The sequence below is a fragment of the Nocardioides salsibiostraticola genome, from assembly GCF_054783655.1.
On the sequence record NZ_BAAGQD010000014.1, the window covers coordinates 308,437 to 331,672 of the forward strand.

At 69.0% G+C, this 23,236-nt stretch carries 21 protein-coding genes; 14 read left to right on the top strand and 7 right to left on the bottom strand.

Annotated features, from left to right (window positions below):
* The 4 genes from ACYVLV_RS08850 to ACYVLV_RS08865 form a co-directional block, all read right to left on the bottom strand.
* Positions 1 to 573 (bottom strand): hypothetical protein (locus ACYVLV_RS08850; RefSeq protein ID WP_460809232.1); only part of this gene is annotated, 573 nt, incomplete at its 3' end.
* Between the two features lie 21 nt (positions 574 to 594).
* Positions 595 to 2,127: a purple acid phosphatase family protein gene (locus tag ACYVLV_RS08855; protein ID WP_460809233.1), complete on the bottom strand. Its 1,533-nt coding sequence runs from the start codon at positions 2,125 to 2,127 to the stop codon at positions 595 to 597.
* 63 nt (positions 2,128 to 2,190) lie between these two features.
* Positions 2,191 to 3,039: an ABC-2 transporter permease gene (locus tag ACYVLV_RS08860; protein WP_460809235.1), complete on the bottom strand. Its 849-nt coding sequence runs from the start codon at positions 3,037 to 3,039 to the stop codon at positions 2,191 to 2,193.
* Positions 3,036 to 3,983 carry an ABC transporter ATP-binding protein gene (locus tag ACYVLV_RS08865; protein WP_460809237.1) on the bottom strand — a complete coding sequence of 316 codons (948 nt, stop codon included), beginning with the start codon at positions 3,981 to 3,983 and terminating at the stop codon, positions 3,036 to 3,038. The genes ACYVLV_RS08860 and ACYVLV_RS08865 overlap by 4 nt, the downstream gene beginning before the upstream one ends.
* A 220-nt stretch (positions 3,984 to 4,203) precedes the next feature.
* Between ACYVLV_RS08865 and ACYVLV_RS08870 the strand changes: the two genes are divergently transcribed.
* Complete coding sequence (locus tag ACYVLV_RS08870; RefSeq protein WP_460809238.1) at positions 4,204 to 4,809, top strand: class I SAM-dependent DNA methyltransferase; 606 nt, start codon at positions 4,204 to 4,206, stop codon at positions 4,807 to 4,809.
* Between the two features lie 87 nt (positions 4,810 to 4,896).
* Positions 4,897 to 5,610 (top strand): DsbA family oxidoreductase, encoded by a 714-nt coding sequence (locus ACYVLV_RS08875; RefSeq protein ID WP_460809239.1) that lies wholly within the window; start codon positions 4,897 to 4,899, stop codon positions 5,608 to 5,610.
* A 31-nt stretch (positions 5,611 to 5,641) separates the two neighbouring features.
* Here the strand turns inward: ACYVLV_RS08875 and ACYVLV_RS08880 are convergent, their stop codons facing one another.
* The 3 genes from ACYVLV_RS08880 to ACYVLV_RS08890 all read right to left on the bottom strand — a co-directional run bounded on the left by ACYVLV_RS08880 (position 5,642) and on the right by ACYVLV_RS08890 (position 8,266).
* Positions 5,642 to 6,868, bottom strand: a complete 1,227-nt coding sequence (locus tag ACYVLV_RS08880; RefSeq protein WP_460809241.1) for a Dyp-type peroxidase — start codon at positions 6,866 to 6,868, stop codon at positions 5,642 to 5,644.
* On the bottom strand, positions 6,868 to 7,755 hold the full coding sequence (gene efeO, locus ACYVLV_RS08885) for an iron uptake system protein EfeO (RefSeq protein WP_460809243.1): 888 nt from the start codon (positions 7,753 to 7,755) through the stop codon (positions 6,868 to 6,870). Before efeO ends, ACYVLV_RS08880 begins: the two co-directional genes overlap by 1 nt.
* A gap of 97 nt (positions 7,756 to 7,852) precedes the next feature.
* Positions 7,853 to 8,266 (bottom strand): PPOX class F420-dependent oxidoreductase, encoded by a 414-nt coding sequence (locus ACYVLV_RS08890; RefSeq protein WP_460809244.1) that lies wholly within the window; start codon positions 8,264 to 8,266, stop codon positions 7,853 to 7,855.
* Positions 8,267 to 8,422: 156 nt separating this feature from the next.
* Between ACYVLV_RS08890 and serA the strand changes: the two genes are divergently transcribed.
* The 12 genes from serA (at position 8,423) to ACYVLV_RS08950 (ending at position 23,233) form a co-directional block, all read left to right on the top strand.
* Positions 8,423 to 10,012, top strand: coding sequence for a phosphoglycerate dehydrogenase (serA, locus tag ACYVLV_RS08895; RefSeq protein WP_460809245.1), 1,590 nt, complete (start codon positions 8,423 to 8,425; stop codon positions 10,010 to 10,012).
* 158 nt (positions 10,013 to 10,170) lie between these two features.
* Positions 10,171 to 10,854, top strand: coding sequence for a membrane protein YczE (gene yczE, locus ACYVLV_RS08900; RefSeq protein WP_460809246.1), 684 nt, complete (start codon positions 10,171 to 10,173; stop codon positions 10,852 to 10,854).
* Positions 10,855 to 10,912: 58 nt separating this feature from the next.
* Positions 10,913 to 12,175: a toxic anion resistance protein gene (locus ACYVLV_RS08905; RefSeq protein WP_460809247.1), complete on the top strand. Its 1,263-nt coding sequence runs from the start codon at positions 10,913 to 10,915 to the stop codon at positions 12,173 to 12,175.
* 6 nt (positions 12,176 to 12,181) lie between these two features.
* Entirely contained in the window at positions 12,182 to 12,691 is a 510-nt protein-coding gene (locus ACYVLV_RS08910; protein ID WP_460809248.1) for a hypothetical protein, read from the top strand.
* A complete protein-coding gene (locus tag ACYVLV_RS08915) occupies positions 12,691 to 14,256 on the top strand; it encodes an AAA family ATPase (RefSeq protein ID WP_460809249.1) in 1,566 nt (521 codons plus the stop codon). The genes ACYVLV_RS08910 and ACYVLV_RS08915 overlap by 1 nt, the downstream gene beginning before the upstream one ends.
* Entirely contained in the window at positions 14,253 to 15,518 is a 1,266-nt protein-coding gene (locus tag ACYVLV_RS08920) for a hypothetical protein (RefSeq protein WP_460809250.1), read from the top strand. The genes ACYVLV_RS08915 and ACYVLV_RS08920 overlap by 4 nt, the downstream gene beginning before the upstream one ends.
* Positions 15,515 to 16,513, top strand: a complete 999-nt coding sequence (locus ACYVLV_RS08925; protein ID WP_460809251.1) for a glutamate ABC transporter substrate-binding protein — start codon at positions 15,515 to 15,517, stop codon at positions 16,511 to 16,513. The genes ACYVLV_RS08920 and ACYVLV_RS08925 overlap by 4 nt, the downstream gene beginning before the upstream one ends.
* Positions 16,510 to 17,670 (top strand): hypothetical protein, encoded by a 1,161-nt coding sequence (locus tag ACYVLV_RS08930; protein ID WP_460809253.1) that lies wholly within the window; start codon positions 16,510 to 16,512, stop codon positions 17,668 to 17,670. Before ACYVLV_RS08925 ends, ACYVLV_RS08930 begins: the two co-directional genes overlap by 4 nt.
* Positions 17,667 to 20,090 carry a serine/threonine-protein kinase gene (locus tag ACYVLV_RS08935; protein ID WP_460809255.1) on the top strand — a complete coding sequence of 808 codons (2,424 nt, stop codon included), beginning with the start codon at positions 17,667 to 17,669 and terminating at the stop codon, positions 20,088 to 20,090. Before ACYVLV_RS08930 ends, ACYVLV_RS08935 begins: the two co-directional genes overlap by 4 nt.
* Positions 20,075 to 21,247 carry a PP2C family protein-serine/threonine phosphatase gene (locus ACYVLV_RS08940; protein ID WP_460809256.1) on the top strand — a complete coding sequence of 391 codons (1,173 nt, stop codon included), beginning with the start codon at positions 20,075 to 20,077 and terminating at the stop codon, positions 21,245 to 21,247. Before ACYVLV_RS08935 ends, ACYVLV_RS08940 begins: the two co-directional genes overlap by 16 nt.
* Positions 21,240 to 22,517, top strand: coding sequence for a VWA domain-containing protein (locus ACYVLV_RS08945; RefSeq protein WP_460809257.1), 1,278 nt, complete (start codon positions 21,240 to 21,242; stop codon positions 22,515 to 22,517). The genes ACYVLV_RS08940 and ACYVLV_RS08945 overlap by 8 nt, the downstream gene beginning before the upstream one ends.
* Positions 22,514 to 23,233, top strand: coding sequence for an FHA domain-containing protein (locus ACYVLV_RS08950; RefSeq protein WP_460809259.1), 720 nt, complete (start codon positions 22,514 to 22,516; stop codon positions 23,231 to 23,233). Before ACYVLV_RS08945 ends, ACYVLV_RS08950 begins: the two co-directional genes overlap by 4 nt.
* The last annotated feature ends 3 nt before the right edge of the window (positions 23,234 to 23,236 follow it).

Here is a 23,236-nt window from a genome sequence, read left to right on the forward strand (position 1 = left end):
TCCCACGTCGTCGGTAGTCGTACCGCGCAGGGTGATCTCCGGCCCGGGTGTCTCACTCCTCCTGACCGGTTCGGTCACCTCGACGGTGGGCGACGTTGTGTCCGCGTCTGGTGCGGTGACGGTGAAGGGGGTCCAGGGTTTGGTGGACCAGTTGCGGGCGGCGTCGCGGGCGATGACGTCGAAGCCGTAGGGCCCGGGGGTGAGGGGCACGGTGAGGGACCAGGTGGTGGAGGTGGCGCCGGGGGAGTCGAGGGTCGTGGAGAGGCGGTAGGCACCGGGGGCCCAGGTGCCGTCGGGGCGTAGCCAGTGGTTGGTGGTGTTGTCCCGGATCTGGGTGTAGACCTCCGTGACGCCCACGTCGTCGGTCGTCGTACCGCGCAGGGTGACGGTCGGTCCCTCGACGGAGGACGCCCGTGTCGGGGCGAGGACGCTGAGCAGAGGGGCCGTCGTGTCGGGGTCGGCTGCGGAGGCCGGTGGAGATTCCCCGGCCACGCCCAGCCCGAGGGCAAGGGCCACGAGAGCGGCGCACAGCCCCCTGGAGATCCGCAGATTTCGGCGGAACGCAGCACCCATGAGGGCTCCTCGTGTGGTGGGCTAATTCGGTGCGGTGACTCCGGGCTCGGTCACCCACGTCGTGCTGCCGCTGCGGCGGGTGATGGTGAACTCGTCGAACAGCGAACCGGGTTCGGTCTCGACGTCCGCCTTGCCGGCCTTCTCCACCACGAAGGAGCGGTAGCGCAACGTCGTGTCCGTCACGTCGATCTTCTGGTACGTCGAGATCCCCTGGGCGGCGATCACCTGGGTGGCACCGTTCGCGGTCCAGACGTTCTTTGCCGGGTCGGTCTCGAGCTCCAGATGCTGGGCGCCGGCGTTCGTGCTGACGAAGACCGGGCCCGAGGTCAGACCGGGAGTCTTGGTCGCGTCGCTGTTCGTGTAGCCGCGGGCATAGACGTGATCGTGGCCCGTGAGGACCAGGTCGACGTTGCGGGCCTCCAGCACGGGCAGGAAGCGGTTGCGAACTATGCGCTCATCGAAGCCGACCGTGGAGGAGTAGATCGGCTGGTGCATGGAAACAACATTCCAGGTGGCGTCGCTCTGCGCCAGGACGCCGTCGAGCCAGGCCGCCTGGAAGCGCATCCAGAGGTCCCCCGGAGCGCTGGCGGGGCACGCGGGATCGGCACACGCGGGAAGGTCGTCCGGGGTGAGCGCGGCCTGATCACGGCTCCCGTCCAGAGCGACGAAACGCACGCCCTGGTAGTCGGTGAAGTAGATCGACTCCGCCGCCATCGCCGTGAACCGATCGAAGAACGCGGCGTACTGGCGGGCGATCGGGTCCTCGCCCTGTGCGAGATCGGCCAGGGAGCCGATGGTGTCGAGGTTCGGGCCGTTGAGCGGGAGTTCGAGGGTGCCCCGCCAGGCGTCGAGTTGGCTGTCGCCCAGATGCTCGTGGTTGCCGGGTACGGCGAAGACGTTGCGGGTGGTGGCCAGCTCGCCCAGCCCCTTGGTCCAGTCCTCCCACTGCTGGTCGCTGTCGCCGTCGTTGACCAGGTCCCCGGCCATGACCGAGAACGCGGACTCGGGGGACGCCGAGATGGCGGCGGCGGCAACGCGTGGCCACGTGGTGTCCAGACCCACCTGGGCGTCACCGAAGTAGAGGAAGGTGAAGTCGGTGCGGGCGGGCTCCGCGGTCGTGAAGGTGTTCCAGTCGCTCCAGTCGTCCTCGGCCCCGACGCGATAGCGGTAGTCGGTGCCTGGAGACAGGCCTTCGGCGGTCGCGGAGAAATGCTGATTGGCGTTGCCGTTGATCGTTCCGGCCGGCTGCGCGGGGAACTCACTGGTCTCACCCTCCTCGGCGGGCTCGACCTGGAGCAGAGGTGTGCCGTCAGGGGCGTCGGCGGCTGAGGATTCGGCCCCGAGCCACGAGAAGGACTGCGACTCGCCCGGCTCAGCGGTGGGGGTGAGCACGATGCGCGTGGGTCCGGGCACGGGGGCCTGACCGCTGGAGGGCGTCGAGGCGTCCGCGTTGGGATCGGACGGCGGATCCTCCGATGTGGTGTCGGTGCACGCCCCCAGCACCAACGCCGCGCCGAGCAGCGGCGCGGCGATGCGCAGCGAGACCGTCTTCATCCCGCCCCCTCGTCGTCTTTGCCGTCCGTAGAACTATACGCAGTGGCCGGTGGAGCCTGCCCCTCACTTCACCTCGGACCGCAGGACCAGGCGAAGCCCGATGAGCATCGGCAGCACCAACCACACCGATCCGGAGGTCGCCAGCTGCGCCCAGCGTTCCGCGTCGGGAACTGCTTCGAAGAGACTGCCCTGGCTGAAGTTGAAGTCCACCCAGGGGCGGATGTCGAAGAACCACTCCTGCAGCGAGGCCAGGATCTCGGTCAGACCCGTGAGCACGAACTGGTAGACGAAGTAGGCCACGATCGCGGCCGCGGAGTTGCGAAGCAGAACTCCCAACATGAAGCCGATCAACATGTTCAGCACCGTGCCCAGCACGATCATCGACATCTGCGCGACGTCGATGTCCCACACCGTGGGGGTCCCGTTGAGCGAACTGCCGATCAGGTTACCGACCGCGCCGATACCGAAGGCGACGAAGATGCCGACCAGGCCGATCGCGATGGTGCAGACCAATTTTGCTGCGATCACCCGACCCCGCCGGGGCACGAACGTGAAGGTCGCCAGGCCGGTGCGCTGGCTCCACTCGCTGGTCACCGAGAGCAGGGCGATCATCGGCAGGATCACCGCCATGGGGATGCCGATCGCTGAGCCGAAGGTGTCGTAGGTCAGCACGTTGTCGGGCGCCCAGATGACGACCGCAGCCGAGGCCAGGAGTGCGGTGATGCCGATGCTGCGCAGCAGCCAGGTGCCGCTGCGGGTGTCGAACATCTTGGTCAGTTCGACCCCGAGGAGTCGGGTGAAAGGGATCGGGGCGAAGCCTCCGTCGGGGCGTCCTGGTCGCTCGGTTCGCTGGTCGGCGGCGGGGTGTTCGGTCGTGGTGGGGTCGATGACCTCGGGCTGGGTGGTGGTCATGCTGCGGCTCCGTTCTGGGTCGAGGTCTGGTCTGTGGTCGGCGTGGCGTAGTGGTCGCGCTGGGTGGCTGCGGTGAGGTCGAGGAACATCTCTTCGAGACCGGCGCCGTCCGCTGCTCGCAGTTCGCTGAGGGGTACCCCCGCAGCCAGGGCGACCCGACCCACTGCGTCGGGGTCGACGTCGACCCGCAGCCCGTCGTACGACGTGGTGACGGTGGCGCCCGTGGCCTGCAGGGCGTCCGACAGAGCCGACAGCTCCTCGGGGAGTGAGGTGCGCACGAGGGTGCCTGCGCCGGCGAGCATCTCGGCCTTGGTGCCGTCGGCCACGATGCGGCCGTTGCCGATCACCACGAGGTCGTCGGCCACGACCTCGATCTCGTGCAGCAGGTGCGAGGAGAGCAGCACCGTGCCGCCCTGGTCGGCGTAGTCCCGGAGCAGGTCGCGCATCCACCGGATACCGGCGGGGTCGAGGCCGTTGGCGGGCTCGTCGAGGATCAGTGCGGCGGGGTCGCCGACGAGGGCGACCGCGATCCCGAGGCGTTGGCGCATTCCGAGTGAGTAGTCGCGAACCCGGCGGCGTGACTCCTCCGGGGTGAGACTGACCCGGTCCAGGAGCTCATCGACCCGGGTTCGAGGGAGCCCGACCGTCCGGGCCGCGATGGTGAGGATCTCGTGCCCGGTCCGGCCCGCGTGCTGGGCCGAGGCGTCCAGCAGGACCCCGACCTCACGCCCGGGGTTGGGCAGGTCGACGAAGCGTTGTCCGTTGACGGTCGCGTGCCCGGCGGAGGCCGGAGTGAGGCCGACCAGGACGCGCATGGTGGTCGACTTGCCGGCGCCGTTGGGGCCGAGGAAGCCGGTCACCCTGCCGGGTCGGGCGGTGAAGGAGACGTCATCGACGGCCGTGAAGTCGCCGTACGTCCTGGTCAGGTGCTCGATGGTGATCATGTCGATCAGCCTCGCCGGGTGGGGCACTCCCGCACATCGGGGAAGTCGCTGAGCCCGACCCTGATCCTCGACCCTGAGACGCCTCAGGGGTGGGTTCCCGGCGAGTCGGCGCGTCTTGACGTAACTTGAGCCGACTCGGGCTGTTTCCAGCGTCAACTTGCGCCGACTCGCGCGTCGCTGGTTGGTACGGTCGCGGGACCGTCGAGCACAGGGGGAGCCCATGGAAGCCGCCACCAACGAGTGGGATGAGTACGCCGCCGACTGGGACACCGACGAAGCGGCACGGCGCTACTCCGAAGCGGCCTTCACTGCCCTGGTCGAGCGGCTGAGTGCCCGCTCGATCTCCCTCGAAGGGGCTCGGGTGGTCGACTTCGGGTGCGGCACCGGCCTGCTGACCGAACGACTGATCGCAGCGGGTGCGCAGGTGGATGCCATCGACACCTCGCCGGCGATGCTCGCCGTGCTGGACGGCAAGATCACGGAGCGCGGCTGGGTGGGCGTACGAACATCGAACGACACGGCGGGACTGACGGGCCCCTACGACCTCGTCGTGTGTTCGTCGGTGTGTTCCTTCCTCGACGACTATCCGGCCGCGGTGCGACGGTTGGTGTCCGACCTGCGGCCGGGTGGCTTGTTCGTCCAGTGGGACTGGGAGCGGGCCGAAGGCGATGAGAACGGGTCCGGGCTCACCCGCACCGAGGTGACCCAGGCCCTGAGAGCCGCGGGTCTGGAGGACGTGTCGGTCGGCCCCGGATTCACTGCCGTCGTCGGCGAGGACACGATGAGTCCGTTGATGGGTCTGGGTGCGCGAGTCGGCGCGTGTTGACGCAAGAGGCGCCGACTCAGCCTGTTCTGAGCGTCAACTTGCGCCGACTCGCGGGAACATCTGCTGGGGGTGATCGGTTCCCCTCACATGCGTATAGATATCTGGTCCGACGTGGCCTGCCCGTGGTGCTACATCGGCAAGCGCCGTCTGGAGAAGGCCCTCGAAGGTTTCGAGCACCGCGACGAGGTGGACCTCGTGTGGCGCTCCTTCCAGCTCGACCCCGGCGCGCCGGCCCAACCGGACCCGAGCGTCTCCATGGCGCAGGCTTTGGGTCGCAAGTACGGCGGGGGTGAGCCGGCCGGTCAGCAGATGATCGACCGGATGGAGGCCGTCGCCGCCGAGGAGGGACTGCTCTTCCGGCTCAGCAAGGCCCAACGGGCCTCGACCGTCGATGCCCACCGGGTGCTGCACATGGCGCTGGAGAAGTCCGCGAAGGTGCAGGACGACCTGAAGGAGGCGCTGCTCCAGGCCTACTTCATCGACAGCGAGAACACCGCTGATCGGGACGTCCTGGTCAGGATCGCCGGCGAGGTCGGTCTCGATGCGTCCGAGGTTCAGCAGATGCTGGAGTCGAACGAGCACGCCGCAGCGGTCGAGGCGGATCTCGACCAGGCCGCGGAGTTCGGCATCGGGGGTGTCCCGTTCTTCGTTCTCGATTCGAAGTTCGCGATCTCCGGGGCTCAGCCGGTCGAGGTGTTCAACGATGCCCTGAAGCGGGCTTGGACGGCGTCGCACCCGGTGTTCGAGACCGTGGGTGGCGCGACCGACGAGGCCTGCGGCCCTGACGGCTGCGCCATCTGAGTCAGCTGAGTCATTCTGACTCACCTGCGGTTCAGCCGAGCAGTGATTGAGCGAGGTACTCGCCCTCACCGGGCCCCGGCGGAACGAAGAACAACCCGCCACCGGTGGGGGCGACGTACTCCTCGAGCGCCTCGCCCTCCAACCGGCGCTGCGTGCCGAGGAATCCGGTCTCCAGGTCGTTCTGATAGGACACGAAGACGAGACCCTCATCGAGTTGGTCGTTCTCGTCCAGGCCGTTGGCGTAGTTGAAACCCCGGCGCATCATCACGAAGTCGGGTGAGTCGCGACGGCGGGGATTGATGCGACCGATGTGTGAGTCCAGGGCGGTCGCGTCGGCGAACCCGGGTCGGGCGAACTCGTCGGCTGCACCCAGCGGAGCGCCGGAACCGCGATGGCGGTGAAAGACCGCCTCCTGCTCGGAGAGCCGGGTCCGGTCCCAGAACTCCACCAGCATCCGGATCACCCGGATCGCCTGGTAGGAGCCACCGGCCATCCAGGCCGGGAGAGACCCGTCATCCTGGACCCACACGACCTCGTTCATCTCGGTGGCCACGCCCGGATCGGGGTTGACGGTGCCGTCCTTGAAGCCCATCAGGTTGCGGCCCGTGAGGGCAGCGCCGTTGTGGTCCGTGTGCACCTGATTGCTGCCGGACTGCATCCATCGAGGGGTCAGCCGACCGCGCGTGGATCGGAGGATCTGCCGGGTGGCGTGGACCACCGCCTCGGGGCTGGTGGCCGAGATCGTCAGGGACAGATCACCGTCCGACTTCGCGGGCGTGACCAGGCGGTCGTTGCCGAACCGGGGCATCGGCTGGAGCTGCGGAGGCATCGCGGGGCGCAGGCCGAATCGGTTGTCGAAGAGTGAAGCGCCCAGCCCCAGCACCACTGCAGTGTGGGTGGGCGGGTGGTGGGGATCGATGAGCCCGGTGTCGAGCGGCGGGAAGCCACCACCCCGTTCGTGGATCGGGGCGTCGCTCATCAGACCGTCGATGGTCTCGCTGAGGTCGGCGACGAGTCGCGCCAGCTCCCGCCTTCCCTCGACGAGGATGTCGAAGGCTCCCGCCAGACCCGCGGACCCGGAGACGGTGACGGCACCCTGGTGAGGGCCCCGGAAGGGGACCTGGTTCCCGGGCGCGGTGTCTGTCGGGCGGGAGCACGACTGGACAGAGGCAAGGGTCAGAGCGCCGGCGCCCAGGCCGACGAAGGCCCGCCGTCCGGTGCGCCAACCGACCCGAGGGGCGTCGTACTGGCCGACCATCAGGTGAGCCCCAGGGTGCCGTTCAGCAGGGAGAGGGACTCGGCGAGCTCACCCAGCGTGGCCGCGAACTGCTCGCGCTGGTCGTCGGTGACCTGGTCGTAGTCGACGAAGCCCGCCTGGAAGGAGCCGAGCGCGGCCAGCTGGCTGTTCAGCGTGCCGAACTGGTTCTCGAGGGTCGCAGCCAGGTCGGGGTCGGACCCCTGGAGGGCCGGGCCCAGTAGGTCGACCAGGGCCTGGGAGCCCTCGACGTTGGCCTGGAAGTCGTAGAGATCGGTGCCGGAGTAGCGGTCCTCCTCGCCGGAGAGCTTCCCGCTCGGGGCGGCGACCTCCTCGATGAGTTCTTGAGCCCCCACGGTCAGCACCTCGGGACGGAGCTCGAGGTCGTCGGCGGCCACCTCCAGATCGGCGAGGTCGGCGACGAGCCGATCGGCGTACGGCGCGGCCGCGGCGAGGTCACCGTCGACCCAGAGGTGGTACTCGACTCGGTGCCAGCCGGTGAAGTCCGGGTCCTGGGGGCTGTCGAAGTCGTCCTCACGGGTGTCCACGGCGCCGTCGAAGTCGGGGATCAGGCCAGCGATGGGCTCGATCCGCTCCCACGGGCGGCGGGAGATCGGGTAGAGGGCCTGGGCCTCCTCGCGGTCTCCGGCGCGTACGGCGGCGGCGAAGGCCTCGGTCTTGCGGCGTACGGCGGCGATCTGCTGGTCGATATAGGCGTCGTACCCGGCGACAGCCTGGTTGATGAGGTCTTGGTCGGCGGTGGGTTGATCGACGGTCGACGCACGGTCGGGGGAGTCCGGGGTCTGGGTTTCGGAGCAGGCGGTCAGGGGGGCGAGGCCGAGTCCCAGCGTGCTGAGGGTCAGGAGCAGGAACGTGCGAGGCGATGTCATGTCGCTAAGGTAAGGCTAACCTTATCTTCTACGCAATTAGACCTGGGTCACACCGGTGAGGCGCTGTCGATGCCGCACCGATCAGCAGGGCAGCCGGTCAGCCCGGCGCCTCGGTGAGACTGATCAACACCACGGTGTCGCCGTAGGTCAGTCCCTTGCGACCCTGGGGGCCGAGCTTTCCGAGCACCTTGGTCACCTTGGTCATGAAGCCGTACTTGTCGCGGATCTTGGCCTGCACCTCGTCGAAGGCCGCACCCGACTGCACCATCTCTGCGGTCCCGTCGACCGGCGAGGTGCCGTTCTTGACCCGACCCCGGCTGTCGGATCCCTGCAGGATCACGCGGGGATCATTGCGCAGGCGTTTGGTCTTGCCGGTCCCCATCGAGGTCCAGAAGCCGACCCGTCCGTCGGCGAGACCGACCACCCACGTCGGCGTCGACACGGTCTCGCCCGACTTGCGGTAGGTCGTGAACGATACGTACTTCTCCTCGGCGATGCCCATGTCTGTCATGGAACCACAGCATTCGGCCGGGCGTGGCGCGGTCGCTCTGGAACGACCCCTGAGACGGACGCGCGATTCCGCTAGTGTGGCCCGCGGCACAGCGTCGTGCGCGAACCATCTGCAGCTCCTCTGCCCGCCCGCACATCACGCCACGTGAGGCCCTCCATGACCGATCGCCCCGTCGTACTCATCGCCGAAGAGTTGAGCCCCGCCACCGTCGAGGCGCTCGGTCCCGACTTCGAGATCCGGCACTGCCAGGGATCGGACCGCGCCGAACTGCTGGCGGCGATCGTCGATGTCGACGCGATCCTGGTCCGTTCGGCCACCAAGGTCGACGCCGAGGCCCTCGCCGCGGCCGGCCGGCTGAAGGTCGTGGCGCGCGCCGGGGTCGGCCTGGACAACGTCGACGTCCGGGCGGCCACGCAGTCGGGGGTGATGGTGGTCAACGCACCCACGTCCAACATCGTCAGCGCCGCCGAACTCGCGGTCGCCCTCATGCTGGCCGCGGCCCGGCACATCAGTCCCGCCCACGCGGCCCTGACCCAGGGCGAGTGGAAGCGGTCGAAGTTCACCGGCATCGAACTGTTCGAGAAGACCGTCGGAATCGTGGGACTGGGCCGGATCGGGGTGCTGGTCGCGACCCGACTGGCGGCCTTCGGGATGGACGTCATCGCCTACGACCCCTACGTCCAGGCCGGTCGTGCGGCGCAGATGGGGGTTCGCCTGGTCGACCTCGACACCCTGCTCCGGGAGTCCGACTTCATGTCGGTCCACCTGCCCAAGACACCCGAGACGGAGGGGCTCATCGGCGCCCCCGAACTCGCCCGGGCCAAGGAATCCCTCGTGCTGGTCAACGCCGCGCGGGGCGGCATCGTCGACGAAACCGCTCTGTATGACGCGTTGAAGTCCGGCAGCATCGCCGCCGCCGGGTTGGATGTCTTCGCCACCGAACCCTGCACCGACAGTCCGCTGTTCCACCTCGAGAACGTCGTGGCCACCCCGCACCTGGGGGCATCGACCGACGAGGCCCAGGAGAAGGCCGGCATCGCCGTGGCCCAATCGGTGCGGCTCGCGCTGTCGGGAGAGTTGGTCCCCGACGCGGTCAACGTGCAGGGCGGAGTCATCGCCGAGGACGTCCGACCCGGGATCCCCCTGACCGAGAAGTTGGGTCGGCTCTTCACCGGTCTGGCCGGCGAGGTCGCCGTGCAGCTCGACGTCGAGGTCCGCGGAGAGATCACCGATCACGACGTGAAGGTGTTGGAGCTGGCGGCCTTGAAGGGGGTCTTCGCCGATGTCATCGAGGAGCAGGTCTCCTACGTCAACGCGCCGCTCCTGGCCGCCGAGCGGGGGACCGCCGTACGCCTGGTGACCGATCCGGAGAGCCCGGACCACCGGAACCTGATCACCCTCCGGGGCACCCTGGCCGACGGGACGCAGATCTCGGTCAGCGGCACCCTGATCGGCATCAACCAGAAGGAACGGCTCGTCGAGATCAACGGCTTCGACGTCGACATCGAGCCGACCGCCCACCTGGCGTTCTTCAACTACTCCGACCGTCCCGGCATGGTCGGCACGGTGGGGCAGATCCTCAGCGCCGCCGGGGTGAACATCGCGGGGATGCAGGTCGCCCGGGATGTTCAGGGCGGTCAGGCCCTGGTCGCTCTGTCGGTCGACTCCGCGATCTCCGCCGAGACCCTGGCCGAGATCGAGTCGGCCATCGACGCCGTCTCCGCTCGCGCCGTCGACCTCACCTGAACCTCCTCACCTCACCTCACCTCACCTTGAACCGCCGAGATAGTCCCTGACGTTTGTGCGACGACACGCCGTGCGAGTTCGCACAAACGTCAGGGACTATCCCGGCGGTGGGTCAGACGAGTTGGTGCCACGGTGGTCGCACGGTCAGGCTGTGCGACGTGACCCTCCCGATCGAGCCACTCGACCCGCCCACCGCTCCCAGCGGATTGGTGGACCTCGGGCCGCTGGCTCAACTACGGGCAGGGAGATTGGTACGCCGCCTGCTCCAGTTGCTCGTGGGGCTGGTCCTCTACGGGGCGTCCTTGGCGATGATGGTCCGTGGTGACCTCGGGCTGGCGCCCTGGGACGTCCTGCACTCCGGGCTCATCCGCTACCTCCCGATCAGCCTGGGGCAGGCGGTCATCGTGATGAGCTTCGTGGTGCTGGTGCTGTGGATCCCGTTGCAGGAGGTTCCTGGCCTCGGGACCATCGCGAACGCGGTGCTGGTCGGCATCTCGGCGGACGCGACGCTGGTCCTCCTCGACCGTCCCGACTCCTTGGTGCTGCGCCTGGCCCTGATGGCCGGTGGAGTCGTCCTGTGCGGACTGGCCACCGCCGCCTACATCGGGGCCCAGCTCGGTCGCGGACCCCGCGACGGTTTGATGACCGGCCTCCACCGTCGGACCGGCTGGTCGCTGCGTCTGGTCCGCACCGGGCTGGAGATCACCGTCGTTCTCATCGGGCTCCTGCTCGGCGGCGTGCTCGGCGCGGGCACGGTCGTCTTCGCCCTGGCCATCGGACCCATCACGCAGGCGCTGCTGCCTTCGTTCCTCGTGCGCCTGCCCTCGCCGCGCGCTTCCTGAGCCCGTCTTCTCGCGCGCAATCGTTCCCGTGGAGCCCGCAGGTCGCTAAGGTCCTGCCATGACCACCCCTGACACTCCTGCCGGCGCCGCGGGTTCCGCTGACGGAACTGCGGTCGCGCCGCTGGCCCCACCTGACCAGGTGATCGAGCTCAAGGCCGCCGAGCCGACGGTCCAGATCGTGGAGACCCAGGCGCCGAAGATGGCGCCCCAGGTGGCGGAGTCGGCCATCCCGGAGTTGGACGCGAAGGTCGACAGTTTTCTCGACGCCCTGAACGGGGTCGAAACGGGCAGCCCCGAGTTCGCCAAGCAGGCCGAGTCGGTGCGCACCATGGGCGACGCCGACATCCGCCGGGCCGCCGAGACCTCGAACCGGATGCTGGAGCAACCCGTTCGCGCCCTCCAGGAGGGTGGACTCGCGGAGGGATCCAGCGTGGGTCGGACCCTGCTGGAGTTGCGGCGTACCGTCGAGGACCTCGACCCGAGCCAGGCCACCGGTGCGAAGAGGTGGCTGGACAAACTGCCCTTCGGTGACAAGGTCACCGACTACTTCCGCAAGTACCAGTCGGCGCAGAGCCAGCTCAACGCGATCCTGCACAGCCTGCGCAACGGTCAGGACGAGCTGACCAAGGACAACGTCGCGTTGAACCTGGAGAAGACGAACCTCTGGAACGTGATGGGGCGACTGAACCAGTACGTCTACGTCGCCGAACGGCTCGACGCCAAACTCGCCGCGAGGATCGCCGAGCTCGAACTCTCCGACCCCGAGGCGGCCAGGGCGCTGTCTCAGGACGTGTTGTTCTACGTCCGTCAGAAGCACCAGGATCTGCTGACCCAACTGGCCGTGTCGATCCAGAGCTACCTGGCGATCGACATCATCATCAAGAACAACATCGAACTCATCAAGGGTGTCGACCGGGCGTCGACCACGACGGTCTCCGCGCTGCGTACGGCGGTCATCGTGGCTCAGGCGTTGGGCAACCAGAAGCTGGTGCTCGATCAGATCACCGCGCTGAACACCACGACGTCCGGCATGATCCAGCGGACCTCGGAGATGCTGCGTGACAACTCCGCCGCCATCCAGGAGCAGGCCGCTTCCTCGACCATCGGGATGGAGCAACTGCAAGCGGCGTTCGCGAACATCTACGCCACCATGGACTCCATCGACGAGTTCAAGCTCAAGGCCCTGGACTCGATGTCGATGACCATCGGGGTGCTCGAGACCGAGGTCGACAAGTCCCGCGCCTACCTCGACCGGGTGCAGAAGCACGACGCCCGCAACGCGGCCGGCTCCTTGGACCTGACACCGCTTCCGGGCTCCTGACCCCAGGTGGGCATCAGATCCTGGTGGCGTGAGCGGAGCGAACCCGAGCAGCCGGCATCGCCCGCGGTTCCGGCCCCGCCGACCGAGCAGGAGATCCTCGCCTCGCTGAACCGGGTCAACGCCATGCTCAGGGACGGCAACGCGCCGCCCCTGGTCATCTCCCGGGTGGTCCGTATCGCGCGCACCATCAACGACACCCTGCCCCGCCTGCGCAACCTCGGGTTGGGCAGCGCCGAGGCCTACTCGGTGGTGGCGACCGCGACGTCGTACCTCCCCGAGGCGGTCTCGGGCTATCTGCGGCTGCCCCGAGACTGGGCCGACACCCGCCCCATCGACGGCTACAAGACCTCATTGATGGTGCTGGTCGACCAACTCGAACTGTTGGCCTCCACGATGGACGACATCCTCGATGCGGCCACCCGCGCTGACGCGCAGGCGTTGTTGGTGCACGGCAAGTTCCTCCAGGCCAAGTTCGGCGAGCCGAGCGGCCCCGACCTGCAGCTAGGACCGTCCTGATGAGCATGTCCCTGAGCGTTGCCCTGCAAGCGTTGGAAGCCGTCGCGACCGGTGCGGGACTCGACCCGGCCACGGCGCGCCGCGAAGGAGAGTGCCTGGCGGCGACCGTCGCCGAGCCGGCCCGAGGGGCGTACGTCGACTGGCTCGCGCAGACCGGAAGTCAGGGGGGAGCCGAGGACTTCACCAACGCGGCCTCCCGTGGGCGCCGGTTCCGGGCGAGTCCGACACCCTCGATGAGCCATCTCGCCGCGGGTCGGTCGGCCCACGCGCCGGCGTACGCACGTGCACTGGGTGATGTGGCGCTGGCCGCCTGCTCCCTGGGAGAGGACAACCCTCGAGTGGTGGGGAACGCCGCGACCGCTGCTGCGGCGCAACTGGGCGAGGCCCCGTCCACCATGCCGACGGTGCTGCGCGAGCCGGTGCCCGGAGTCGGCGAGCACCTGCTGGCGCGGGTGTTGGACCAGTTGGGCGAGGTCCAGAAGAAGATGACCAACCTCGACCTGAGCGAGACCGACCAGCGCGGCCCCGGGTCCTTCGACCTGACGGGGACCGAGGCTCGGCCGGTCGCGGCGGCACCCACACCTGACCCGGCCCCTGAGCCAGTGCCTGAAGAACCGGCCGAGCCCGAGCCCGAACCGAAAACCGTCGAAGAACTTCTCGCCGAGCTCGACGATCTCGTCGGACTGGACGACGTGAAGGCCGAGATCCATCGACAGGCCGCGGTGCTGCGGGTGGAGGGTCTGCGCAAGGAGGCCGGTCTCAAGGCCACCACGATCACCCGACACCTGATCTTCAACGGCAACCCGGGCACCGGGAAGACGACCGTCGCCCGCCTCGTTGCCGGAATCTACCGCGCACTGGGTCTGCTGTCGGTGGGGCAACTCATCGAGGTGGACCGCTCCGAACTGGTGGCCGGCTTCCTGGGTCAGACGGCGATGAAGACCGCCGAGGTGGTGGAGTCCGCCGCTGGGGGAGTGCTCTTCATCGACGAGGCCTACTCCCTCGCCGGCGACCAGTACGGCACCGAGGCGATCGACACCCTGGTCAAGGAGATGGAGGACCGGCGCGGAGACCTGGTCGTCATCGTCGCCGGCTACCCGGTGCCGATGGAGATCTTCATCAGTCAGAACCCCGGACTGGAGAGCCGCTTCCGGACCACGATCGACTTCGCCGACTACTCGGACGAGGAGTTGGCTCAGATCTTCGAACTGATGGCCACCGGCGCGCAGTACGACGTGGACGACGAGGTGCGCGAGCGCGTGCGCGCCCTTCTGGCCGAGGTCACCCGGGGCCCCACCTTCGGCAACGCTCGCTACGTCCGCAACCTGCTCGAGGCGGCCATCGGCGCACACGCGTGGCGACTGCGTGAGATCGACCAGCCGACCCTCGCGGATCTGCGTTCGCTGAGCGTCGCGGATCTCGACCCCGTGATGTCGGTGGCGCCTGACAGGGTTGAACCCGAGAGCATCGGGGAAGAAGATGCCTCTACCGAGGTGTTTGCGGCGGACCCAGCTGACAACTCCGCCAACAATCCGGCCACCGAGTCCCAGGAGGAGTCGTCATGACGCAGACCCCAGCGGTCGCGGTCGCGCCGGTCGTCCCATCGGCAGCACGGACCGACTCGGTCGAACACCTCGACCACACGGTCGTCGAGGACGTGCCCTCGCTGCTGAACCGGTGGCAGGCGATCTCGGTCGGCATCTGCGTGGTCTTCGGCCTGCTGGTCGCCCTGCTCCAGGGCCTGGGGTGGCAGGCCAACGGTCGCGCCGCCGACAACACCGAACAACTGGTCCGCGTCCAGCAGATCCAGTCGTCACTGTTCCGCGCCGATGCCCTCGCTGCGAACGCCTTCCTCGTGGGCGGGCTCGAACCCACCGAGCAGCGAGCCGAGTACGACGCAGCCCTCGAGCGGGTCCTGCGACTGATCGCTGCGGGCGCCGACGCGCAACCGGCGGATCGGGACGCGCTGGCCGAGTTGAACGTCCAGGTCGCCGCCTACGCCACCGACGTCGCCCAGGCCCGCGACGGGAACCGGCTCGGCCTGCCGGTGGGTGCGTCGTACCTCACCGTCGCGGGAGAGCGGCTGCGCGATGATGCACTCCCGATCGTCGCGGCCCTGGTCGACGCCAACGCGGACCGGGCCAACCAGGAGTTCCAGGGGCAGCACCCGATCTGGATCCTGCTGATCGGACTGGCCGCGCTCGGTGGTCTGTGGTGGGTCAACCGTGAGCTGGCCCGTCGTTTCCGTCGCCGGATCAACGTGGGCGTCGCGATCGCGGCCGCCGGGGTGCTGGTGGTCACCGTCATCGCGGTCGGCTTCGCCGCGAACCGCTCCTCGGGCAACTCCGACATCCAGGACGGCGCCTACGTCTCAGCGGTCTCCGAGGCCACCGCCCGCACCGCCGCCAACGACGCCAAGGCCAACGAGAGTCGCCGACTGATCCAACGAGGCTCGGGGCAGGGCTTCGAGGACGCCTGGGTGTTCGCCCAGGGAGTGGTCGACGAGAACGTCTCCGCCGAGACGGCGGTGCTGTGGGACGACTACGTCGCCGAGCACGAGGCGATCGTCTCGCTGGACGAGGCGGGGAGTTGGGACAAGGCCGTGGCGGCGGCGACCACGCTGGACGGCGGCTCGACCCTCGCCCTGAACCACTACGACCAGGCGGCTCAGCAGGTCGTCGACCAGAGCTCCGCCGACGCCACCGACGGGCTGCGATCGGGCGGCGCGGCCGCGATCGTGCTGATGATCCTGACCCTGCTGATCGCCGTGATCGCCTCGGGCGCCGCCACCTGGGGCATCAACGAGCGCCGCAAGGAGTACTCATGAAACCGGTTCGCGCGCTGGCCCCCTCGACGGCCCCCTCGATGGCCCCCTACATGGCACTGGTCGTGGCCCTGCTGATGGTCCTGACCGCCTGCGGGTACGACCCGACTGTCGTGCCGACCCCCGAACCTGCTGCCGCGGCCACCCCCGGGGAACCCAGCACGACCCCGGAGTGCGGGGACGCGACCGCGACCTACCCGGCTTCGGCGCAGACCAACGGGCCGGCGGTGTCGCGCATCCTGCAACGCAAGCGTCTGATCGTCGGGGTCTCCGCCGACACCTACCTCCTGGCCTCGCGAAACCCGATCGCCGGCAAGATCGAGGGTTTCGACATCGACATGGTCAACGCCGTAGCCACAGCACTGTTCGGCAGCAAGGGGCCCAGCAAAGTGACGCTGCGGGTGATCAGTGCCGCCGATCGGATTCCCGTGCTCCAATCAGGTGAGGTCGACCTCGTCGTGCGCAACATGACCATCAACTGTTCGCGGTGGGAGGACATCGCCTTCTCGAATGAGTACTACCGCTCCGGGCAGAAGGTGCTGGTGCGCAAGGACCTCGCCGATGACGGGGTGGACAGCCCCGAGGAGTTGGCGGGTCTGAGGGTCTGCGCTCCGGCGAACACCACCAGTCTCGACAACATCCGTACCGCCTCACCGGAGGCCGTGTTGGTGCCGGCGGCCAACCACACCGGGTGCCTGGTGAAGCTCCAACAGGGCGAGATCGACGCCATCACCGGAGACGACACCGTGCTGGCGGGATTGGCCGCCCAGGACCCGTACGCCGTCGTACCTCCCCAGCAGGCCTTCACCGAGGAGCCCTACGGGATCGGTGCCAACTCGGCCGATGTCGATCTGGTTCGGTTCCTCAACTCCGTGCTCGAGCAGGAGCGGGCCGACGGCGGGTGGCAGCAGAGCTACCAGCGGTGGCTCGGCCCCCTGCTCAATGTCCCCGGCGAACAGCCGAAACCCAACTACACCCGTCCCCTGCCGTCGGCATGAAGGCTCCCGTCGCTCCCGGACGCTTGGGTGTCGCCCTCCCGCCGGACCAGATCCAGACCTACCTCGGTGAGTTGGACGCCTGGATCCGAGGAAGGAAGGTCGAGCTCGACGACCTGGACGCGGCGGCGCTGCTGGCCAACCGTGGCGGCTCGGTCGCCGGGGACATGATGCTGTCCCTGGCCCTGTGGAAGGCGGTCTCGGAGCGCTATCAACTGCTGAACGCCACCTGGGACGGCGGTCGCGTCCTTCAGACCGAGCGGGAGCGGATCTCGGCGCTCATCTGGGGACGCCTGGATGGGGCGAGCAACCTCCCCGGAGGTCTGGCCGTCTCGGTGCCCGAAGCCTGCCGCCTCGCCGATGCGCTTGCCGGTCAGCTCCGCACCGCCCTGTCGCTGGTGCCCGGAGCCGACGCCGCGGTCGCGCGGATCCGGGATCTGCGCGCCCAACTCGAACGGTTGCGCGACCAGATCGCCTTGGAGCCGGCGACGATGCGTGACGCTCACGAGCGCCAGTGGGGCGGGCTGCACCAACGGCTCTCCGAGGCCGGTGAGAAGGCGGGGCGCGGCGCCGATGTCGCAGGGGTGCTCGGCCCCATCGAGATCGAGGCGGCCACCTTCGAGCGCGACCTGATCGTGGGCAACGCCCAACGCCGAGACGCCCGGGACCTGCTGCGCAGCGCCCGGGAACTGCGCGCTGACCTGGAGGGACGCGAAACGGCGCTGGAGCGACTCGCCGACCAGTGCGTGCGCACGGTCGACCCGGCTCCGCGCAACGCGGTCCCGGACGTGGAGGCTCTGGGACCGATCCCGAACACCCCGGAGGCTCTCGGTCCCTACCTCCAACGACTCGAGCGAGTCTCGGAGGCGCTGACGTTCGCTCAACACAAGTACGCCGATGCGCTCGCCGAGCACACGGACCTGGTCGCTTTGCTGGAGGCGTACGTCGCCAAGGCCCGAGCCCTCGGCGTCGTCGACCGCACCGACCTGGCCGAGAGCGAGCGCCAGGCCCGAGAGGTCCTGGACCGTCGTCCCGCGCCCATGGCGGTGGCGCGGCAGCTGGTGACGACCTATCAGTCCTGGCTGAGCCAGGTGGGCACGGTCCCCACCTCGACAACACCCACCCTCGACACCCCGGTCAGTCAGCAGGAGTCCCGATGACGTGCGCCCAACCCGGATGCTCCGGATCCCTTCTCGACGGCTACTGCGACACCTGCGGGATGGCCCCCAGCAGCGATGTCGCTCCTGCCGCCTCGACCGCCACCTCCCCGGGCCTGGCCAACCCCGGCGCCACCCGGACCGGCTCATCCAACGCCTCCGCCACCTCGGGTGGCTCCGCCGGGGCGTGCGGCCAGGCGGGTTGTGCTGGTTCGCTCCTCGACGGCTACTGCGACGTGTGCGGCTCGCCGGGCACCGGTGGAAGCGGCTCGCTGAGCAGTCCGATGGACTCCGCCGAGGTGTCGGTCGCCACCTCCTCGACCAACGTCCAGTCCGCCGCCATCGGATCCAAACGCGCCGCTCAGTCGGGGACGGCGGCCACGCGGCGTACCCGCTCGGGATCCCAACGGATGCGCGCCGCCCGCCTCGGCGCGGGCCTCACCCGGGTGCCACCGGCCCCACCGGTCGACGCGGCGGGAGCGATCAATCCGAACCCGGTCGTCCCCGAGAACAAACGATCCTGCTCCAAGTGCGGCACCGCCATCGGTCGCAGCCGGGAGGGCCACCCCGGACGCGCGGAAGGCTTCTGTCCCCAGTGCGGGCAAGAGTTCAGTTTCACACCGAAACTGGTCGACGGCGACCTGGTCGCGGGGCAGTACCAAGTGGCAGGGGCCCTGGCCCACGGTGGACTCGGGTGGATCTACCTCGCCCAGGACAAGAACGTCTCCGATCGGTGGGTGGTGCTCAAGGGCCTGCTCAACTCCGGGGACCCCGACGCGCTGGCCGCCGCGATCGCCGAGCAGCAGTTCCTGGCCCAGGTCGAGCACCCGTTGATCGTCGAGATCTACAACTTCGTCACCCACGAGGGTGCGGGCTACATCGTGATGGAGTACGTCGGCGGCCAATCGATCAAGCAGATCCTCAAGAAGCGGATGGCCGACAACGGCGGGGCCTACGATCCGCTCCCGGTCGACCAGGCCCTGGCCTACCTGCTCGAGGTGCTTCCGGCCTTCCAGTACCTCCACGACCTCGGGTTGGTCTACTGCGACTTCAAACCGGACAACCTGATCCAGATCGGCGACGCGATCAAGCTCATCGACCTCGGCGGCGTACGCCGGATCAACGACGACGAGTCCGCGATCTACGGCACGGTGGGCTACCAGGCCCCCGAGGTGGCCGAGGTCGGGCCCAGCGTCGCCTCGGACATCTATACGATCGGTCGATCGTTGGTCGTGATGTGCATGGAGTTCCGTGGCTATCAGGGGACCTACCTCCACACCCTGCCGCCGCCGGCGACCACGCCTCTGTTCACCACCTACGACTCGTTGTACTGGCTGATCGCCAAGTGCTGTGCTGTCGACCCGGCCGACCGGTTCGCCTCGGCCGACGAGTTGCGGGCCCAACTGCTGGGCGTGTTGCGTGAGGTCGTCGCCGAAGCGACTCCGGGCGTGGCCGTGACCTCTGCGGCCTCGGTCCTGTTCGTGGCGCCAGCGACCTCTGCCTCGGCCCTGACCTGGTCGCAGCTGCCCGAGTTGCGGGAGGACACCACCGATCCGCAGTACTCCTGGCTCGCCGGTATCGGCTCGGATGATCCCGCGCAGCGGCTCGAGGATCTGCGCAACGCCCCCGAGACCACCGCGGAGGTACTCCTCGCCCGCGCCCACGCGGCCCTGGCCATGAACAACCCGTCCCGGGTGCGCGGGTTCGCTGCGGAACTGCTGACCCTGGACCCCTGGGAGTGGCGCGCCCTGTGGGTCGATGGCCTCGGCGCGATGCAGAGCGAGGACTGGGACGCCGCGAAGGCGGCGTTCAACGCCGTCTATCAGCAGGTGCCCGGAGAGTTGGCCCCGAAGCTGGCGTTGGCTGTCGCGTGCGAGCGCGGGGGGTTGCCCGACGTCGCCGAGAGCCTCTACGACACCTGCGCCCAGACCGATGCGGCGTACGTCGCCCCCGCCTCCTTCGGGATGGCTCGGATAAGGGCGACCCGGGGCGACACCGTCGCCGCCGTTGCGGCCCTGGACCAGGTCCCGACGACCAGCCGCGGCTACACCGAGTCCCGCCAACTCCGGGCCGAGGTGCTGCTGACCGGTGCGGACGCGCAGTCGGGGGACCGGGCAGGCCTGGGCGTGCTGGATCAGGCGATGCGTAGCATCGACGCGGTGAGCATGGATGCGACGACGAAGAACCGGTTCGCGGTGCGCATCCTGCATCAGGCGCTGACCATCGTGACCACGACACCCGCCCCGCCGTACGTCACCGGCGCGAAGGCGACCCGGATCGGCTCCGTGGAGGCGACCGAGCCAGGCCTGCGGGCTGCCCTGGAGGACGCCTATCGAGCCCTGGCCCGGGACACCCCGCAGTTGGCCGAGCGGATCGAGCTGGTCAATCACGCCAACGCTGTTCGAGCTTGGTCGCTGACGTGACGGCGGCGATCTGTGCCACCTGCGGCGAGACCCTGGAACCAGCGGCCCGGTTCTGTGAGGGCTGCGGAACCCCCGTGGCTTCCGGAACGGCCGGGGCCGATCCCGGTCCCGCGTCGATCCTGAGCGCGGCCCCTGCCGAGACCCCGATGGACGCCGACCTCGGCTCGGGGCCGATCAGCACTCCCACGCACCTGACCCGTCTGGCCTCCCCGGTTCCCGAGGGCCGTCGTCCCTGCTGGGACTGCGGGGGTGAGGTGATGCCCGACGGGTACTGCGAGCAGTGCGGCGCCAAGGCCCGTGACCCCCGAGACCATTTCCGCGAAGCGCCGGCCCCTTGGGTGGCGGGCGTGTGCGACAAGGGCATCCGGCACCGTCGCAACGAGGACGCGATGGCTCTGCTCGGCTCGACGACCCCGGGGGAGCGTGCGGTGTTGATCGTTCTGGACGGTGTCTCGAGTTCGACCGATTCCGACATCGCCTCGTTGGCCGGTGCCCGAGCCGCACGCGAGGTGCTGCGGACCCCGCTGCCCTCCGGGATGGGGACTCCCGCGAGTCGGCTCTCGGCGATCAACCGGGTGGTGACCGACGCGGTGGGGTCGGCCAACCAGGCCATCATCGACACCACGGTGGAGAACTCGCCCAACCCGGCGTCGGCCACCCTGGCCTGTGCGGTGGTGGAGGGCCCGCTCCTGGTCTACGCCAACGTCGGAGACTCCCGTGTCTACTGGGTTCCCGACGTCGGACCGCCGCTGCAGCTGACGATCGACGACTCGGCGGCGCAACTGCAGATCGAGTCGGGGATCGCGCGGGAGGTGGCCGAGGCGTCACCGATGGCCCACTCGATCACCAAGTGGCTCGGTCGCGACAGCCATGAGGCGACGCCCCGCGTCGGGCACCTCGAGCTCACCGGAGCCGGTTGGGTGCTGGCCTGCTCCGACGGGTTGTGGAACTACGCCTCCGACCCCGTCGCCCTGGCCGATCAGGTGCATCGGCTCGGCATCGAGCCGGGGGGCGGCCCGGCCACGGCCGCCGATCTGGCCACCAGGCTGGTGGACTTCGCCAACACCTGTGGTGGCGCCGACAACATCACCGTGGCCCTGGCCCGTATCGAGATCGACCATCAGACCAGCGACACCGAGAGGGAGACCCATGGCTGAGTTCACCGCCTCCGTCTATCAGAACGAGTTCCTGCCCGACGGCGGGACCGACGTCAACGCGATCGTGACGGTCACCTGCTCAGCAGCCGGCACCGCCGGCCAGACCGGTGGTGGTTCGGCGGGTGAGATCATCATCGTCGACACCTCCGGGTCCATGGGTCCGCAGACCATGGCCGCGGCCAAGTCCGCCGCCCAGGCCGCGCTCGCCGAGGTCGTCGACGGCACGTGGTTCGCGGTGATCGCCGGCTCCGACCGCGCGGCCCTGGCCTACCCCCATGTGTCCTCCGGCCCCGGCCTGGTTCCGATGGACGCCGAGACCCGCGCAGCAGCGACGGCCGCGGTAGAACGCTTCACCGGGAGCGGCGGGACGGCCATCAGTACCTGGCTGGACCTGGCGCTCACGCTGTTCGCCTCGGTCCCGCAGGTCAGTCAACGACACGCGATCCTGCTGACCGACGGTGAGAACCGGGAGGCTCCGGGTCGTCTCGACTCCGCCATCCAACGGGCCACCGGGGTGTTCCAGTGCGACTGTCGCGGCGCCGGCACGGATTGGCAGGTCGATGAGATCCGTCGGATCTCGACCGCGTTGCTCGGGTCGGTCGACATCATCCCGTCGCCGGACCAGATGCAGGCCCAGTTCCAGGAGATGATGCGCGCCTCGATGTCCCGCGGGGTCTCCGACGCGACCCTGCGGGTGTGGGCCCCCCAGGGTGCCCAGATCCTGTTCGTCCGCCAGGTCTCCCCGACGGTGGAGGACCTGACCGATCGGCGTACCGAGGTGAACGCGTTGACGGGGAGTTACCCCACGGGGGCCTGGTCGGATGAGTCGCGTGACTATCACGTCTCCGTCCGGGTCGCCGCGAAGGCGATCGGGCAGGAGCAACTCGCCGCCCGGGTGCAACTCGCCCTCGGCGACAACACCGTCACCCAGGCACTGGTGAAGGCGACCTGGTCGAGCAACTCGGAGTTGACGACCCGGATCGACAAGCAGGTCGCCCACTACACCGGACAGACCGAGTTGGCCTCGATGATCCAGGAGGGCCTGGCCGCCAAGGCCTCCGGGGATGAGGCGACGGCCACCACGAAGCTCGGTCGCGCGGTGCAACTCGCCGCCGCCACGGGCAACGACGAGGCCACCTCGAAGTTGCGCAAGGTCGTCGACATCACCGACGAAAGGGAGGGCACCGTGCGCCTGCGCAGCGCGATCGCCAAGGAGGACGAGATGGCTCTCGACACGGCGTCGACCAAGACCACGAGGATCCGCAAGTGACCCACTGTCCGGCCGGGCACGAAACCACGGCGACCGACTACTGCGACGTGTGTGGGTTGGCGATCACCGACACCCCAGCGGCGAGCGACGCGGCCCCCGGGCCGACTCCGGGAACGACTCCGGAGGCGCCCGCCGACCGCTGCCCGAACTGTGCCGCCGCCAACCCCCCGAACGCCCTGTTCTGTGAGGCCTGCGGCTACGACTACACCACCGGCAGCCTGCCGCGCCAGGTCGATGCTCCTCGAGCCGCCGCGTCCTCCGCCGGCCCCGCCGAGGTGTCGGCGCCGACGGCCAACCCGTCCCCGGCGCCTGCGGACTCCTGGGTGGCCGAGATCTGGATCGACCCCGACTGGTACGCCGATCAGGCCAGCACCGACCCGATGCCGTCGCCGGGGCTTCCGATCGTCACCCACCTCCAACACACCTCGGTGCTGATCGGTCGGTCCTCCCGCAGCCGGGGGATCGATCCCGATATCGATCTGTCCTCCGACAACGGCATCAGCCGACGGCATGCCCAGCTGACGACCGACGGCAGCCGCTGGTTCGTCGAGGACCTCGGGTCCTCCAACGGCACCTACGTCGGCAGCGCCGCGGGTCGCCTGCCCACCGCCGCCGTGCCTCAGGGCCAACGCAAGGAGGTCACCGACGACGACCGGATCTACCTCGGTGCCTGGACCCGGATCGTGGTGCGCCGGGCCTCGCCGGGCGAGATCTGAGGT